At 71.2% G+C, this 14,883-nt stretch carries 16 protein-coding genes; 8 read left to right on the top strand and 8 right to left on the bottom strand.

Annotated elements, in window-relative coordinates; all coding sequences use genetic code 11:
- Positions 1-237 carry a preprotein translocase subunit SecG gene (gene secG / locus ACZ55U_RS34330; RefSeq protein WP_350577332.1) on the top strand — a complete coding sequence of 79 codons (237 nt, stop codon included), beginning with the start codon at positions 1-3 and terminating at the stop codon, positions 235-237.
- Positions 238-442: 205 nt separating this feature from the next.
- Entirely contained in the window at positions 443-730 is a 288-nt protein-coding gene (locus ACZ55U_RS34325; protein WP_223245297.1) for an RNA polymerase-binding protein RbpA, read from the top strand.
- A 70-nt stretch (positions 731-800) separates the two neighbouring features.
- Here ACZ55U_RS34325 and pgl read toward each other — a convergent pair whose 3' ends face one another.
- From pgl to tkt, 5 genes are all read right to left on the bottom strand, one after another.
- Complete coding sequence (gene pgl / locus ACZ55U_RS34320) at positions 801-1,589, bottom strand: 6-phosphogluconolactonase (protein ID WP_465532641.1); 789 nt, start codon at positions 1,587-1,589, stop codon at positions 801-803.
- Positions 1,586-2,686: a glucose-6-phosphate dehydrogenase assembly protein OpcA gene (gene opcA, locus ACZ55U_RS34315; RefSeq protein ID WP_465532639.1), complete on the bottom strand. Its 1,101-nt coding sequence runs from the start codon at positions 2,684-2,686 to the stop codon at positions 1,586-1,588. Before opcA ends, pgl begins: the two co-directional genes overlap by 4 nt.
- Positions 2,683-4,212, bottom strand: a complete 1,530-nt coding sequence (zwf, locus tag ACZ55U_RS34310) for a glucose-6-phosphate dehydrogenase (RefSeq protein WP_465532671.1) — start codon at positions 4,210-4,212, stop codon at positions 2,683-2,685. Before zwf ends, opcA begins: the two co-directional genes overlap by 4 nt.
- An 88-nt stretch (positions 4,213-4,300) precedes the next feature.
- Entirely contained in the window at positions 4,301-5,443 is a 1,143-nt protein-coding gene (tal, locus tag ACZ55U_RS34305; RefSeq protein WP_465532637.1) for a transaldolase, read from the bottom strand.
- A gap of 92 nt (positions 5,444-5,535) precedes the next feature.
- A complete protein-coding gene (gene tkt / locus ACZ55U_RS34300) occupies positions 5,536-7,635 on the bottom strand; it encodes a transketolase (protein ID WP_465532635.1) in 2,100 nt (699 codons plus the stop codon).
- Between the two features lie 459 nt (positions 7,636-8,094).
- Between tkt and ACZ55U_RS34295 the strand changes: the two genes are divergently transcribed.
- Positions 8,095-9,042, top strand: coding sequence for a heme o synthase (locus tag ACZ55U_RS34295; protein ID WP_465532633.1), 948 nt, complete (start codon positions 8,095-8,097; stop codon positions 9,040-9,042).
- 62 nt (positions 9,043-9,104) lie between these two features.
- Here the strand turns inward: ACZ55U_RS34295 and ACZ55U_RS34290 are convergent, their stop codons facing one another.
- Positions 9,105-9,746, bottom strand: coding sequence for a DUF2461 domain-containing protein (locus tag ACZ55U_RS34290; RefSeq protein WP_465532631.1), 642 nt, complete (start codon positions 9,744-9,746; stop codon positions 9,105-9,107).
- A gap of 72 nt (positions 9,747-9,818) precedes the next feature.
- Between ACZ55U_RS34290 and ACZ55U_RS34285 the strand changes: the two genes are divergently transcribed.
- On the top strand, positions 9,819-10,151 hold the full coding sequence (locus ACZ55U_RS34285) for a hypothetical protein (RefSeq protein ID WP_465532629.1): 333 nt from the start codon (positions 9,819-9,821) through the stop codon (positions 10,149-10,151).
- A 101-nt stretch (positions 10,152-10,252) separates the two neighbouring features.
- On the opposite strand, the gene ACZ55U_RS34280 is transcribed toward ACZ55U_RS34285, so the two are convergent.
- A complete protein-coding gene (locus ACZ55U_RS34280) occupies positions 10,253-10,825 on the bottom strand; it encodes a hypothetical protein (protein ID WP_465532627.1) in 573 nt (190 codons plus the stop codon).
- Between the two features lie 14 nt (positions 10,826-10,839).
- A complete protein-coding gene (locus tag ACZ55U_RS34275) occupies positions 10,840-11,241 on the bottom strand; it encodes an ATP-binding protein (protein ID WP_465532625.1) in 402 nt (133 codons plus the stop codon).
- Between the two features lie 364 nt (positions 11,242-11,605).
- On the opposite strand from ACZ55U_RS34275, the gene ACZ55U_RS34270 reads away from it, so the two are divergent.
- The 4 genes from ACZ55U_RS34270 to ACZ55U_RS34255 are packed head-to-tail and all read left to right on the top strand — an operon-like array spanning position 11,606 to position 14,763.
- Positions 11,606-13,120, top strand: a complete 1,515-nt coding sequence (locus tag ACZ55U_RS34270) for an XRE family transcriptional regulator (protein WP_465532623.1) — start codon at positions 11,606-11,608, stop codon at positions 13,118-13,120.
- Positions 13,113-13,733, top strand: a complete 621-nt coding sequence (locus ACZ55U_RS34265) for a 2'-5' RNA ligase family protein (protein WP_465532621.1) — start codon at positions 13,113-13,115, stop codon at positions 13,731-13,733. Before ACZ55U_RS34270 ends, ACZ55U_RS34265 begins: the two co-directional genes overlap by 8 nt.
- Positions 13,734-13,780: 47 nt before the next feature.
- Positions 13,781-14,332, top strand: a complete 552-nt coding sequence (locus ACZ55U_RS34260) for a GNAT family N-acetyltransferase (RefSeq protein ID WP_465532619.1) — start codon at positions 13,781-13,783, stop codon at positions 14,330-14,332.
- Positions 14,329-14,763, top strand: coding sequence for an NUDIX hydrolase (locus ACZ55U_RS34255; protein ID WP_465532617.1), 435 nt, complete (start codon positions 14,329-14,331; stop codon positions 14,761-14,763). The genes ACZ55U_RS34260 and ACZ55U_RS34255 overlap by 4 nt, the downstream gene beginning before the upstream one ends.
- Positions 14,764-14,883 lie beyond the last annotated feature (120 nt).

Below are 14,883 nucleotides of genomic sequence, written 5' to 3'. Positions count from 1 at the left end.
GTGGTTCTCGGGTTCTCGATTGCCCTGATCATCTTCAGTCTGCTGATGATCCTCCTGGTGCTGCTGCACAAGGGGAAGGGCGGCGGCCTGTCCGACATGTTCGGCGGTGGCGCGATGTCCACCGGTGGCGGCTCGGCGGTGGCCGAGCGCAACCTGGACCGCATCACCATCGTGGTCGGTCTGGGGTGGTTCGCGTGCATCATCGTCCTGGGCCTGGTGCTGAAGTACCAGAGCTGACGTATCCCTGACGCCCCGTCGCCCGAGCGCCTATCCTTGGACGGTCGGGTGCGGAGGCGATGGTGGCGGATGCTTAACTCCTGCTTACACTAGGACGACTTTCGCCACCGACGCGCACCGCGGCGGGTCGGCGCACCAGTACGCAGGGAGTCAGACCGTGGCAAGTGGCAATGCCATCCGTGGCAGCAGGGTCGGGGCAGGCCCGATGGGCGAGGCGGAGCGCGGCGAGTCCGCCCCGCGCAACCGGATCTCCTTCTGGTGCGCGAACAAGCACGAGACCCGTCCCAGCTTCGCCGCCGAAGCGGCGATCCCGGAGACCTGGGACTGCCCGCGCTGCGGCTTCCCGGCGGGGCAGGACCAGCACAACCCGCCGGCGCCCTCGCGCAACGAGCCGTACAAGACCCACCTCGCGTACGTGCGCGAGCGGCGCACCGACGCCGACGGCGAGGCGATCCTGGCCGAGGCGCTGGCGAAGCTGCGCGGCGAGATCTGAGCTCCTCCCACACACCACGGAGGGCGCCACCGTCGGACGACGGTGGCGCCCTTCGGCGTCGGGCGGGCGGTTACGCCGAGGCCGGCGGGTAGAGCTGCGGCGGGATCCGCTCCGCGGCGGCGCGGTCCAGCAGCCACAGGGTGCGGCTGCGGCCGTACGCGCCGGAGGCGGGCGCCTGGAGCTCGCCGGGGCCGGACAGGGCCAGCGCGACCGCGCCCGCCTTGTCCTCGCCGGCCGCCAGCAGCCAGACCTCGCGGGCCGAGCGGATCGCCGGGAGGGTGAGCGAGACCCGGGTCGGCGGGGGCTTGGGGGCCCCGCGCACGCCGACCACGGTCAGCTCGGTCTCCCGCACGCCCGGGTGCTCGGGGAAGAGCGAGGCGACGTGGGTGTCCGGGCCGACGCCGAGCAGCAGCACGTCGAAGGCGGGGACGCCGAGCCGGTCGCCCGGCTCGGCGGCCTTCGCCAGCTCCGCCGCGTAGCGGGCCGCGGCGGCCTCCACGTCCGAGCCGTCCTCCCCGTCCGAGGCGGGCATCTCGTGCACCCGCGCCGGGTCGAGCGGGACGGCGTCCAGCAGCTCGGCCCGGGCCTGGACGGCGTTGCGGTCCGGGTCGTCGGCGGGCACGAAGCGCTCGTCGCCCCACCACAGGTCCAGCCGGCCCCAGTCGACCGCGTCGCGCGCCGGGGAGGCGGCGATCGCGGCCAGCAGGGCGTTGCCGTTGCGGCCGCCGGTGAGCACCACCGACGCGCTGCCGCGGGCGGCCTGGGCGTCCACGATCCGGGTGATCAGCCGGGCCGCGGCCGCCTGGGCCATCAGCTCCTTGTCCCGGTGGACGACCAGCTGCGGGGTCGCGTTGGTCATGCGCCGTCCTTGGTGGTGCGCTTGCCGGCGGCCTTGCGGGCGGGCTTGCGGTCCGCCGCGCCGGCGGTCACCCGCTCCGGGTTGGCCACGGCCGCCTCGGCGGCCTCCTCGACCGCCTCCTCGGCGACCTCCCGGGCGACCTTCTCGGCCGCCGCGGTCTCGGCGTTGGACGGTTCGAGCAGCTGGTCGACGGGCGTGCGCACGGCCGTCGCGTAGATGTCGTCCGGGTCCAGGCGGCGCAGCTCCTCGGCGATCAGCTCCGAGGTCTCGCGCCGCTTGAGGGCCACCTGGCGGTCCGGCGAACCGGGCATCGACAGGGTGGCCAGCAGGCCGTCCGGGCGGTCCAGGGTGACGTCCCCGTCCTTGGTGCGCAGGTGAACCGCGGTGATGCCGGGGCCGTTGGTGACGACCCGCTCGACGGGCACCTGGAGCCGGTTGGTCAGCCAGAGGCCGAGCAGTTCGACGCTGGGGTTGTAGGACTCGCCCTCGACCACCGCGGAGACGATGGTGGACGGGCGCTGGTCCAGCGCGGCGGCCAGCATCGAGCGCCAGCCGGTGATCCGGGTCCAGGCCAGGTCGGTGTCGCCCGGGGTGTAGGCCTGCGAGCGCTGGGCGAGCTGGCCGACCGGGGACTCCGCGGTGACGGCGTCGGTGATCCGGCGCTGGGCGAGCGAGCCCAGCGGGTCCTGGGCCGGGTGCAGCGGGGCGTTGTCCGGCCACCAGACGACGGTCGGGGCGTCCGGCAGCAGCAGCGGCAGGACCACCGACTGGGCGTGCGCGGCGAGTTCGCCGTGCATCCGCAGCACAACCGTTTCGCCGGAGCCGGCGTCGGAGCCGACCAGGATCTCGGCGTCCAGCCGGGTCTCGGCGCGGGCCCGGGGCGAGCGCCCGGCGCGCTTGATCACCGCGAGGGTGCGCATCGGGTGTTCGCGGGAGGCGTCGTTGGCGGCCTTGAGGGCGTCGTAGGCGCTGCCCTCGTCGGTCACGATCACCAGGGTGAGCACCATGCCGGCGGCGCCGGAACCGCGGGCCCGGCGCGCCTCCATCAGCGCTGCGTTGATCTTGCTGGACGTCGTGTTGGTGAGGTCGATCTTCATGGCCGGCGCCAGCTCCTGCCGTCTCGTGCGAGCATCTCGTCCGCTTCGACGGGGCCCCAGGTCCCCGCCGCGTACTGGGCGGGCTTGCCGTGGGTGTCCCAGTACTCCTCGATCGGGTCGAGGATCTGCCAGGAGAGCTCGACCTCCTGGTGGCGCGGGAACAGGTTGGCGTCGCCGAGCAGCACGTCGAGGATGAGCCGCTCGTACGCCTCCGGGCTGGACTCGGTGAAGGACTCGCCGTAGGCGAAGTCCATCGTGACGTCCCGGACCTCGAAGGAGGTGCCCGGCACCTTGGAGCCGAACCGCACCGTCACGCCCTCGTCCGGCTGGACCCGGATGACCAGGGCGTTCTGCCCCAGCTCCTCGGTCGCGTAGGAGTCGAAGGGCAGGTACGGGGCGCGCTGGAAGACGACCGCGATCTCGGTGACCCGGCGGCCCAGGCGCTTGCCGGTGCGCAGGTAGAACGGCACCCCCGCCCAGCGGCGGTTGTTGATCTCCAGCTTGATGGCCGCGTAGGTGTCGGTCTTGGACTCGGGGTCGATCCCCTCTTCGTCCAGGTAGCCGACGACCTCCTCGCCGCCCTGCCAGCCGGCCGCGTACTGGCCGCGCACGGTGTGCCGGCCGAGGTCGGCCGGGAGCTTGACGGCGCTGAGCACCTTGAGCTTCTCGGCCACCAGCGCCTTCGGGTGGAAGGAGGCCGGCTCCTCGATGGCGGTGAGCGCCATCAGCTGGAGCAGGTGGTTCTGGATGACGTCGCGGGCGGAGCCGATGCCGTCGTAGTAGCCGGCCCGGCCGCCGATGCCGATGTCCTCGGCCATGGTGATCTGCACGTGGTCGACGTACGACCGGTTCCAGATCGGCTCGAACATCTGGTTGGCGAAGCGCAGCGCCAGGATGTTCTGGACCGTCTCCTTGCCCAGGTAGTGGTCGATCCGGAAGACCTCGTCGCGGGGGAAGACCTCGTGGACGACCTTGTTGAGCTCCTGGGCGCTCTCCAGGTCGTGGCCGAAGGGCTTCTCGATGACGGCGCGGCGCCAGGAGCCCTGCGGCGGGTCGGCCAGGCCGTGCTTCTTGAGCTGCTGGACGACCGTCGGGAAGAACTTCGGCGGGACGGACAGGTAGAAGGCGAAGTTGCCGCCGGTGCCCTGGGCCTTGTCCAGCTCTTCGATGGTCTCGCGCAGCTTGTCGAAGGCGTCGTCGTCGTCGAAGGTCCCGTGGACGAAGCGCATGCCCTTGGCGAGCTGCTGCCAGACCTCCTCCCGGAACGGGGTGCGGGCGTGCTCCTTGACCGCGTCGTGGACCTCCTGGGCGAAGTCCTCGTTGTCCCACTCGCGGCGGGCGAAGCCGACGAGGGAGAAGCCCGGCGGCAGCAGACCGCGGTTGGCCAGGTCGTAGATGGCCGGCATCAGCTTCTTGCGGGACAGGTCGCCGGTGACCCCGAAGATGACCAGGCCGGACGGCCCCGCGATGCGCGGGAGCCGTCGGTCGGAGGGGTCGCGAAGCGGGTTGACGGGGGAGGGCGGCAGGTCGGCCCTGTCCGATTCCGATGTCAACTCGGGGAAGTCAGTGCTCACTTGATGGGCTCCGCTTTCGTGCGCTGGCTGTGAGCAGGGGTCACTTCTCGTCGGCGAAGGAGGCGAGCGAGGCGGTGACGGTGTCGAGCAGTTCCTTCCAGGACTGCTCGAACTTCTCGACGCCCTCGTCCTCCAGGACCTGCACGACGTCGTCGTAGTCCACGCCGGCGGCGGCGATCGCGTCCAGCACGGCCTTGGCGTCCGCGTAGTTCGGGACGATGGTGTTCCCGGTGACCACGCCGTGGTCGCCGGTGGCGTCCAGGGTGGCCTCGGGCATGGTGTTGACGGTGCCGGGGGCGACCAGCTCGGTGACGTACAGGGTGTCCGGCAGGGCCGGGTCCTTGACGCCGGTGGAGGCCCACAGCGGGCGCTGCGGCTTGGCGCCGGCGGCCTCCAGGGCGGTCCAGCGGGCGCTGCCGGCGGTCTTGCCGTCGACGCTGCCGAAGACCTCCTCGTACGCCTGGTAGGCGAGGCGGGCGTTGGCCAGGGCGGCCTTGGAGCGCAGCTCCTTGGCGGCGCCGCCGATCTTGTCCAGGCGCTTGTCGATCTCGGTGTCCACGCGGGAGACGAAGAAGGAGGCGACGGACTCGATCTGGGAGAGGTCCAGGCCCTTGGCCTTGGCGGCCTCCAGGCCGGTCAGGTAGGCGTCGATGACGGCCTTGTAGCGCTCCAGCGAGAAGATCAGCGTGACGTTGACGCTGATGCCCTTGCCGATGACCTCGCTGATCGCGGGCAGGCCGGCCTTGGTGGCGGGGATCTTGATGAAGACGTTCGGGCGGTCGACCAGCCACCACAGCTGCTTGGCCTCGGCCACGGTGGCGGCGGTCCCGTGGGCCAGGCGCGGGTCGACCTCGATGGAGACCCGGCCGTCGCGGCCGTTGGAGGCGTCGTAGACCGGGCGCAGCACGTCGGCCGCGTCGCGCACGTCGGAGGTGGTGATCATGCGGACCGCCTCCTCGGTGGTGACCTTGCGGACCGCGAGGTCGCGCAGCTGGCCGTCGTAGGAGTGGTCGCCGGAGCCGGCGATGGCCTTCTGGAAGATGGTCGGGTTGGTGGTGACGCCCACCACGTGCTTGTTCTGCACCAGTTCGGCCAGGTTGCCGGAGTTCAGCCGCTTGCGGCTGAGGTCGTCCAGCCAGATCGCAACGCCTTCGTCGCTGAGGCGCTTCAGTGCGTCAGTCATGGTGCTTCAGTCCCTTGTTCTTCTGCTTCGTGGTGTTGGTCGACGGGGCCGGGCCTTCGACGTGCGGGTCTCGGGCCCGGCCGGGGGTGCCGCTAGCGGTTGACGGCTTCGAGCGAGCGCAGGGCGTTGTGGGCCTCGGCCACCACGTGCTCGGCGGTGATGCCGAACTCCTCGTAGAGCACCTTGAAGTCGGCGGAGGCGCCGAAGTGCTCCAGCGAGACGATCCGGCCGTGGTCGCCGACCAGCTCGCGCCAGCCCTGGGCGATGCCGGCCTCGACCGAGACGCGGGCCTTGACCGACGGCGGCAGCACGCTGTCGCGGTACGCCTGGTCCTGCTCCTGGAACCACTCGAAGGACGGGACCGACACCACGCGGGTGGCGATGCCCTCGGCCTCCAGGGCCTCGCGGGCCTTGACGGCCAGCTGGACCTCGGAGCCGGTGCCGAGCAGGATCACCTGCGGGTCGCCGGTGGAGGCCTCGGCCAGGATGTAGGCGCCCTTGGCGGTGCCCTCGGCGGAGCCGAAGACCTCGCGGTCGAAGGTCGGGACGCCCTGGCGGGTCAGGGCCAGGCCGACCGGGCCGGGGTGGCTGGTGTGGCGCTCGATGATCGTGCGCCAGGCGACGGCGGTCTCGTTGGCGTCGGCCGGGCGGACCATGGCCAGGCCGGGGATGGCGCGCAGCGCGGCCAGGTGCTCGACCGGCTGGTGGGTCGGGCCGTCCTCGCCGAGGCCGATCGAGTCGTGCGTCCAGACGTAGGTGACCGGCAGCTTCATCAGCGCGGCCAGGCGGACGGCCGGGCGCATGTAGTCGGCGAAGACCAGGAAGGTGCCGCCGTACACGCGGGTGTTGCCGTGCAGGGCGATGCCGTTCATCGTCGAGCCCATGGCGTGCTCGCGGATGCCGAAGTGGACCGTCCGGCCGTACGGGCTCGCCGACTTCAGCGGGTTGCCCTCGGGCAGGAACGAGCTGTCCTCGTCGATGGTGGTGAGGTTGGACTCGGCGAGGTCGGCCGAGCCGCCCCACAGCTCCGGGATCACCGCGCCGATCGCCTTGAGGGTGTCGCCGGAGGCCTTGCGGGTGGCGACGTCCTTGCCGGCCGGGAAGGACGGGACGGCCTTCTTCCAGCCCTCGGGCAGCTCGCCCGCCTGGATGCGGTCGTACTCGGCGGCGCGGTGGGGGTTGTCGGCCCGCCAGGCGTCGAAGGAGCGCTGCCACTGGTCGCGGGCGGCCTTGCCGCGCTTGATGACCAGCCGGGCGTGCTCGATGACCTGGTCGCTGACCTCGAAGGTCTTCTCCGGGTCGAAGCCCAGGACCTTCTTGGTGGCGGCGATCTCGGCGGCGCCGAGCGCGGAGCCGTGCGCCTTGGCGGTGTTCTGGGCGTCCGGGGCCGGCCAGGCGATGATCGTGCGCATCGCGATGATCGACGGGCGGGAGGTCTCGGCCTTGGCCGCGGCCAGCGCCTCGGCCAGGGCGGCCACGTCGATGTCGCCGTTGGCCTTCGGGCTCACCCGCTGGACGTGCCAGCCGTACGCCTCGTAGCGCTTGAGGACGTCCTCGGAGAAGGCGGTCTCGGTGTCGCCCTCGATCGAGATGTGGTTGTCGTCGTAGAGGGCGACCAGGTTGCCCAGCTTCTGGTGGCCGGCCAGCGACGAGGCCTCGGCGGAGACGCCCTCCTCCAGGTCGCCGTCGGAGACGATGGCCCAGATGGTGTGGTCGAACGGGGACTCGCCGGCCGGGGCCTCCGGGTCGAACAGACCGCGCTCGTAGCGGGCGGCCATCGCCATGCCGACCGCGTTGGCGATGCCCTGGCCGAGCGGCCCGGTGGTGGTCTCCACGCCGGCCGTGTGGCCGTGCTCGGGGTGGCCGGGGGTGCGGCTGCCGGCGACCCGGAAGGCCTTGAGGTCGTCCAGCTCCAGGCCGTAGCCGGAGAGGTAGAGCTGGGTGTAGAGGGTCAGGCTGGTGTGCCCGGGGGAGAGGACGAAACGGTCGCGCCCGGCCCAGGACGGGTCGGTCGGGTCGTGGCGCAGGAACCGCTGGAAGATCAGGTACGCGGCCGGGGCCAGCGACATCGCCGTCCCGGGGTGTCCGTTGCCGACCTTCTGGACGGCGTCCATGGCCAGGACCCGCGCGGTGTCGACCGTGCGCTCGTCCAGATCGGTCCACTCGAATGCGTTCGTCGGCGCAGTGCTCACCCTGTCTCAGGGCTCCTTCCATTGTGAAGAGTGACCCCGTGAATAGGGGACCGAGTCGGCCACGACGCTGTGGTCCCGACGTTGGGTGGTGCCGGTCACGGAGGGTAGATCCCGCTTCAGTGGCGAGCCTACCGTCCGGGCCGTGCCTCACCCTCCGTGGTGGGAGAACCGACATTTACCCAGTCAGATTCCCACTTCGGTCTGATTGGTTTTATCCCAGACTCTCCCGATTCCCGAACCGGCGCCGCTCCGGTGGTCGGGACGGGCTAGCGGGGCCCTGCGCGGGCGCTCGACGGCCCCGCCCGGCGGGTTCACCCGGGGGTGTGCGATCCGCCTCGCCGGGGGACCCCGGAGCGGGATGGGATATATGGAGCGTCTATGGTGTCGTGGTACGCGCAGAGCGGACGATTCGGGACCTTCGTTCCTGTGGACGCCTGCGAAGATTCATCTTCAGTTGGGGTGTTAGTGACCGCCGTCGAAACCCGTCCCGCCGGGGTCACCGGGGCGACTCCTGCGCACCGGCCGATCGGGGCCCGTGTCGGCGCGTTCGTCGCACTGACCAAGCCGCGGATCATCGAGCTGCTGCTGATGAGCACCGTGCCGGTGATGTTCCTGGCTCAGCAGGGCGTGCCGAACATGCTGCTGGTGCTGAAGGTCGTCGTCGGCGGCTACCTCTCGGCCGGCGGTGCCAACGCCCTCAACATGTACATCGACCGGGACATCGACGCGGTGATGTCGCGCACCGAGCGGCGCCCGATCGTCACCGGGATGGTGTCGCCGCGCGAGGCGCTGGTGTTCGGCATCGCGCTGGCGGTGGTCTCGACCCTGCTGCTGGGCCTCGGGGTCAACTGGCTGTCGGCCGGGCTGGCGCTGGGCGCGCTGCTGTTCTACGTGTTCGTCTACACGCTGGGGCTCAAGCGCCGGACCTCGCAGAACATCGTCTGGGGCGGCATCGCCGGCTGCATGCCGGTGCTGATCGGCTGGTCCTCGGTGACCAACTCGGTCTCCTGGGCCGCGGTGGTGCTGTTCCTGGTGGTCTTCTTCTGGACGCCGCCGCACACCTGGGTGCTGTCGATGAAGGTCCGCGACGACTACGAGCGGGCCGGCGTGCCGATGCTGCCGGTGATCAAGGGCAACGTGGCGGTCGGCAAGCAGGTCGTCGTCTACTCCTGGGTGATGGTGGCGGTCTCGCTGGCGCTCTGGCCGCTGGGGCACATGAGCTGGCTGTACCCGGTCGCCGCGGTGCTGCTGGGCGGGGCCTGGCTGCGCGAGGCGCACGCGCTGTACGGGCGGGCCAAGGCGGGCATCGTGGGCGCGAAGCTCAAGGAGATGCGGCTGTTCCACTGGTCGATCACCTACCTGTCGCTGCTGATGGTGGTCTGCGCGATCGACCCGTTCGTGAAGTAGCGGCTGATCAGAGGCTGACGAGAAGAGCCCCGGTCCTCCTGGACCGGGGCTCTTCCCCGTTCTCAGCGGGCGGGCGGCCCGGAGGGGCCGACGTGGCCGTCCAGCCAGTCCCGCAGCGGCTGGGAGGCGCGCAGGAAGCCGGTGATCCGGGTGTACGCGGCGCGGGTGCCCAGCCAGTTCGCGGGCTCCCACTCCTGCCAGGCCACCAGGCCCTTGTGGCGCAGCAGCCCGATCCGGGGGTGGTCCTTGGGGTAGCCGCGCGGGGCCGACGTGAGGCTGTCCCGGCCGTGCACCCGCGGGCCGGCCTGCTCCACCCGGGTGATCACCCGCTCCAGCTCGGCGCCGCTGACGTCCTCGGCGACGGCGGCGCGGTAGCGCTCCAGCTGGTCGGGGGCGAGCTGGTACATGCCGTTGGCGCAGGCCAGGCCGTCGGCGGAGAGCTGGATGTAGCCGCCTGACTCCAGGTGCGCGCCGATGTGGGTCTTGTAGGGGGACTTGTCGGCGCTGAAGCGGATGTCGCGGTTGGGGCGGAAGATCCTGCCGGGCCCGAACTCGGGCTCCAGTTCGGCGAGCAGCTCCTCCATCGGGGCCCGCACGGCGTCCTCGTACCGCTTCCGGTGGGCCTGCCAGAAGGTCTTGGAGTTGTCGGCCTCCAGGTGCTCGTAGAAGTCGAGCGCCTCGGACGGCCAGCCGGTGAACGTCACGCCTCCAGTATGTGGCCCGGTGCACAGGGCGCTCCCGTCGCCAGGTCGCCTACCGGTGGGTAGCATGCGGGCATGAGCAGCGTTGAGACCGCCCCGGCCGCCGCGTCGGACGCCCGTACCGAGCGCCGCGCCAAGCGCATCGCCAAGAACCTGACCAGCTTCGCCCGGCAGCACGGGGGCAGCGCCGACGCGGTCGTCGAGTACGTCGGCGGCGTGGCGACCCGGATCGTCGTGGTGGGCGCGGACGGGGCCTGGGGCGACCAGGTGGCCCCCAGCTACGCCGTGGGGCGCCGGGCCGCGGAGCTGGCCGGGCTGACCCTGCACGACGACTTCGAGGGCGAGCTGGGGCTCAAGGTGAAGACCGGCGAGTACGAGTGGAAGCGGATGGCCGGCATCCAGCTCTGACCGGGCTCCCGGCACGACGGACGGCTCGGTTCCCGCACGCGGGGGAACCGAGCCGTCCCGTCGTGTGCTCGGGCGGAGACCTGGAGGCTGGGCCGGGGATTTCAGGCGGGCTGGGCGGGCTGGGCGGCCCGGGTCGCGCGCTCGCGGCAGTGGGTGAGGGCGTAGCGGATGCGGGGGTCGGGGTTGGGGGTGGTGGTGAGGAGTTCGCCGGCCTGAGTGAGGGTGGTCCAGTAGGTGGTGGGGTGTCCGGTGCGGGGGAGGGGGTGGGTGGTGGTGAGGGAGAGGTAGGCGGCGGTGAGGTTGCCGGTGGTGAACCAGCGCTGGAGGCCGTGGTGGTGGCCGGGGCGGAGGCCGCCGTGGGCGTCGACGGCGGTGGTGAGGAGGGCGACGACGGTTTGTTGGGTGGGGGTGAGCTGCTTGGGGACGTCGAAGACGCCGAGGGCTTCGAGGACTTCGCCGGTGTCGGCTTCGGAGCCGGGTCGGGGGTTGGCGAGGAGGGCGTCGTGGCAGTCGTCGAGGCGGCGGGTGATGTCGGTCTGCGGGATGCCGAGGGCGAGGCAGACGGCTTGGGCGACGGGGCGGGGCTGGTGGCCGAGGCGGGCGAGGAGGGTGTAGGTGGCGGCGGGGGTGGCGCCGCGCGAGAGGGTGTGGCGGGCGAGGGCGACGAGGTGCATGGGCGTTCGGGCTTTCAGGCGGTGGCGAGCAGGTGAGTGGGGACGGGCGCGACGAGCACCCAGACGAACTTGCCGATACCGCCCGGACGCGGGCAGCAACCCCAGCGCTCGGCCAGCTTGTCGACGAGGAACAGGCCGCGCCCGCACTCGTCGTCCGGCCCAGTGGCACGGACGGATGGGCGGCCGCTCCCGGTGTCGTGAACTTCGATTCGCAGTCGGGAGTTGATGAGGGCGAAGCGGACCTCGATGTGTCCGTCGTCGAGCGCGTCGGAGTGCCGGACGGCGTTGGCGAAGAGTTCGCCAAGGAGGAGTTCGGCGGTGTCGCGGTAGCGGTCGCCGGAGGGGAGGCCAGAGAGATAGGCCCGAAGCAGGTACCGGGCCAGTGGCGTGGATTCGATGCGGAAGTCGAGACGCACGACGAACGTGCGGGGACGACAGGTTGTCGCAGCGTCTCCCGGTTGCCGGGGTCGGTGCCGTCCCGCCTCGGGGGAGTACGGGGCTGGGTGAGCGAGATCGGAGGGCGTCATCGTGTCCTGCCTGGAGAGTGCTCGTCGTTTGCAGGTCCTACGGTCCCGCTCACGAACCACCCCGGTCACGGGCGGCGGCGTCCGACAGTTCCGGACATGCCGTTACCTTCTTGACCTGCCCGAGCGGGGGAGAACCGGCCTGGTTCCGGACAGCGCGTCCTGTCGGAATCGCCTGCTGTGCCCCCTATCGCGTGAACGGGTCGCTACCGTGAGGTGACCAGGACCACGCACCCCGCACCTTCGGGAGGCCCAAATGCCCCCACGTCCCAAGCCGGGCTCCAAGCAGGACCGCGATGCTGTTCGTTCGGCGCTCATCGCCACCAACGCCCCCGTCTCCGTCATCGCTGCCGAGATGCGCGCTCGTTTCGGTGTGCGGCCCCGCGAGGCATGGCGGCACGCACACGGCTGGACCACCCAGGAGGCCGCCGACCGGTTCAATGACCTCGCTGGTGACGTCGGCCCCAGCGCCGACGCCTCCCTGATCGGCAAATGGGAGAAGTGGCCCGCATCGTCCGGGCGCCGGGTCACCCCGCGAGTGCTCACCGTCCTCGCGGACCTCTACGGGGCGACGGCGAACGATCTTCTCGACCTGGACGACCGCCAGGCGTTCACCGAATCCGATCTGCGGATCCTTCGCCACCAAGCCGAGCCCACCCCTACGGCCGCGATCGCCGTCCACCAGGCCACACAGCCGGCGCCGCCAGCGGAGTCGCCGACCGTACTCACCGGCGCGGACCTCGTCCAGGCCGCCGCTCGGGAATCCGCGCGGTGGGCGCAGTGGGCGGAGGTCACCAATTGCGGGCCCGTCGCACTCGAACAGTTCACCGCCGATACCCAGTACCTCGCCGCCGCGTACCTGATGGCCGACGATCCACTGGGTGTCTTCCGGCAGACCAAGCTCCAGCTCAACCGAGTCTGGGACCTGCTCTACGGGCACCAACGTCCTCAGCAGCGGCGCGAGTTGTTCACTACGGCCGGCTACCTCTTCGCGATGCTCGCCTGGATGACCAGCGACTTCGGACATCGCGCCCAGGCCGAGACTCACGCGCGCGCCGCCCTGTTGTGCGCCGACAACGCCGATGACCCCGCCCTGCACGCGTGGGTCTGCTCTACCCGCAGCAAACTCGCCTTCTGGGACGGCCAGTTCCGTCAGGCCGTCCAGCATGCCCAGCGCGGTGTCGATTTCAGAGCTGCTGGGACAGTTGCCGTTCTTCTCCAATGCCAGCTCGCCGACGCCTGGGCGGAGGCCGGTGCCCGCACCCAGGCATTGATCGCGATCGGCGACGCCGAGCACGCCGCGTCCCTCGACCGCTCCAGTGCGCTCAACGATCAGGTCGGCGGACTCTTCAGCTGCCAAACCGGGCGTCACGCGAACTACAGCGCGGCGGTGTATCTGCGTGTCGGGTCCGTCGGCGACGCCCTCAGCCACGCCGACCGTGGACTCGCCGCGCTTCAGCAGCAGCCAGTCCGCGCCTACGGCACGGAGGCCATGCTGCACATCACCCGGGCCGGTGCGAATCTCCTGGCCCGCGACCCCGAGGGTGTCCTCGACGCCATCGCCCCGGTGCTGGACTTGCCGATCGAACACCGCACTGCCCCCATCCGCCGACGCCTCCGTGACCTCGCACGCGACACCGCTGCCTCCCCCATGGGAGACAGCGCCGTCGGTCTGCGTCTTCAGGACGCGGTTGAGACCGCCGTTCGCGAAGCCGCCCGCGTCCTCTCCCCGGGGACCTCAACCAGTGCTTGGATCAACGACCATGACTGACACCCCCGAACGAATGGCGGACCACTGGTGGTGGCGGCCCGGCTGGGCCGAGGGCCGCCGTTTCTACACCTGGCACCTCACCTTCGAGGGCGCACGCGACCTCCACCGCCTCGCAGCCGACTACCGCCGAGCCCTGGCGGACGTGCCCGGCCTTGACCCGGTACCTGACCGCTGGCTCCACCTCACCATGCAAGGTCTGGGCTTTGTCGACGAGGTGGAGGAGAGCGAGGCTCGAGCCGTTGTCGACGCCGTCGGCCGACGCCTGGCGAAGTTGTCCGCCTTCGACCTCACTCTCGGTCCCGCGATCGTCACTCCCGAGGCTCTGCTGCTCACCGTTGCTCCCGCCGGTCCGGTCCGCGCTGTCCGGTCGGCCATCCGCGCTGCCATCGCCGAGGTCTGGCCGCGGGTACCCGAGATGGCAGACGGGTTCCGGCCGCACGTCTCCGTGGCCTACTCCAACGGCACAGGAGCCGCTCAGCCCGCCATCGACGCTCTGGCGCGAGTCACCTCCTACCCGGCGACCGCTCGCGTCGCGTCCGCCGAGCTGATCATCCTCGGCCGCGACGAACGGATGTACGAGTGGCAGTCGTTCGCGCGGGTGCCCCTCGGATGAGGCTGGTGTGGGGCTCCCAGATGACGCGGTGCGAGGACGGGGCGACGGTGGCAGTCCGGCTCCTGGACGGTGGGCAGGCGGCCGAGCTGGAGGGCCGGTTGAAGGACGTCTTCGCGGAGGCGTTCGCGGAGCCTCCCTACGGCGAGGGGCCGGCCGACGTGGAGCGGGCGTTCCGCCGGTTCCGCTCGCAGGCGCGTCGTCGGGGGTTCCGGGCGGCGATCGCCTTCGACGGCGACACCGTTGTGGGCATGGCGTACGGCTACCCGCTGTCGGCGAGCACCGGATGGTGGGACACCCTGCTCGATCCCGTGCCCGAGGAGCTCCGGCATGAGGACGGGAGGCGCACGTTCGGCCTCTTCGAGCTGGCGGTCCGGCCTCGGTGGCGCCGCAAGGGGATCGCCACCCGCATGCATCGCGTCCTCGTCGACGGCATCGACAACGCCTGGGTGATGCTGAACGCGCGACCGGAGGCGGCTGCGGCCCAGGCGTCCTACCGGGCATGGGGCTACCGGCGCGTCGGGTCGGCGATCCCGTGGGAGGGCGCGGCTCGGCACGACGTGATGGTCCTCGATCTGTCTCGTCCGGCGGCGCGCGCATGAGATCCCGGTCGACGCCGCTCCACTCGGTGTCCGTCGCGGGGGTGGTGGTGCGCGAGGACGGGCGGGTGCCGGCGATCCGCCGGGCGGACAACGGGACCTGGGAGCCGCCGGGTGGCGTGCTGGAACGGGACGAGGCCCTTGAGGACGGCGTGCGCCGGGAGGTGTGGGAGGAGACCGGGATCAAGGTCGGCGTGGAGCGGCTGACCGGCGTCTACAAGAACCTGAGCCGAGGGATCGTCGCCCTCGTCTTCCGCTGCCGACCGGAGGCCGGAGAAGCGCGGGTGTCGGATGAGTCGCTTGAAGTCGACTGGCTCACACCGGCCGAGGTGTCCGAGCGGATGGCCGAGGTCTATGCGGTCCGTGTCCTGGACGCGCTGCGGGACGACGCGGCGCCGAGTATCCGGACCCACGACGGGCGACGCCTGCTGTGACGACACGGCGAAGGCCCCCATCCCGCTTGGGTTCAAGGGGTCGTCGCAACACCACTTGGTTTCAGGTGGTGAGTAGATCACGTAGACGCTCGGCTGGGGTATCCCAGCCGAGCGTCTTGC

This window comes from Kitasatospora sp. NPDC034533 (genome assembly GCF_055575155.1).
This window is presented reverse-complemented; position numbering and strand designations above follow the sequence as displayed.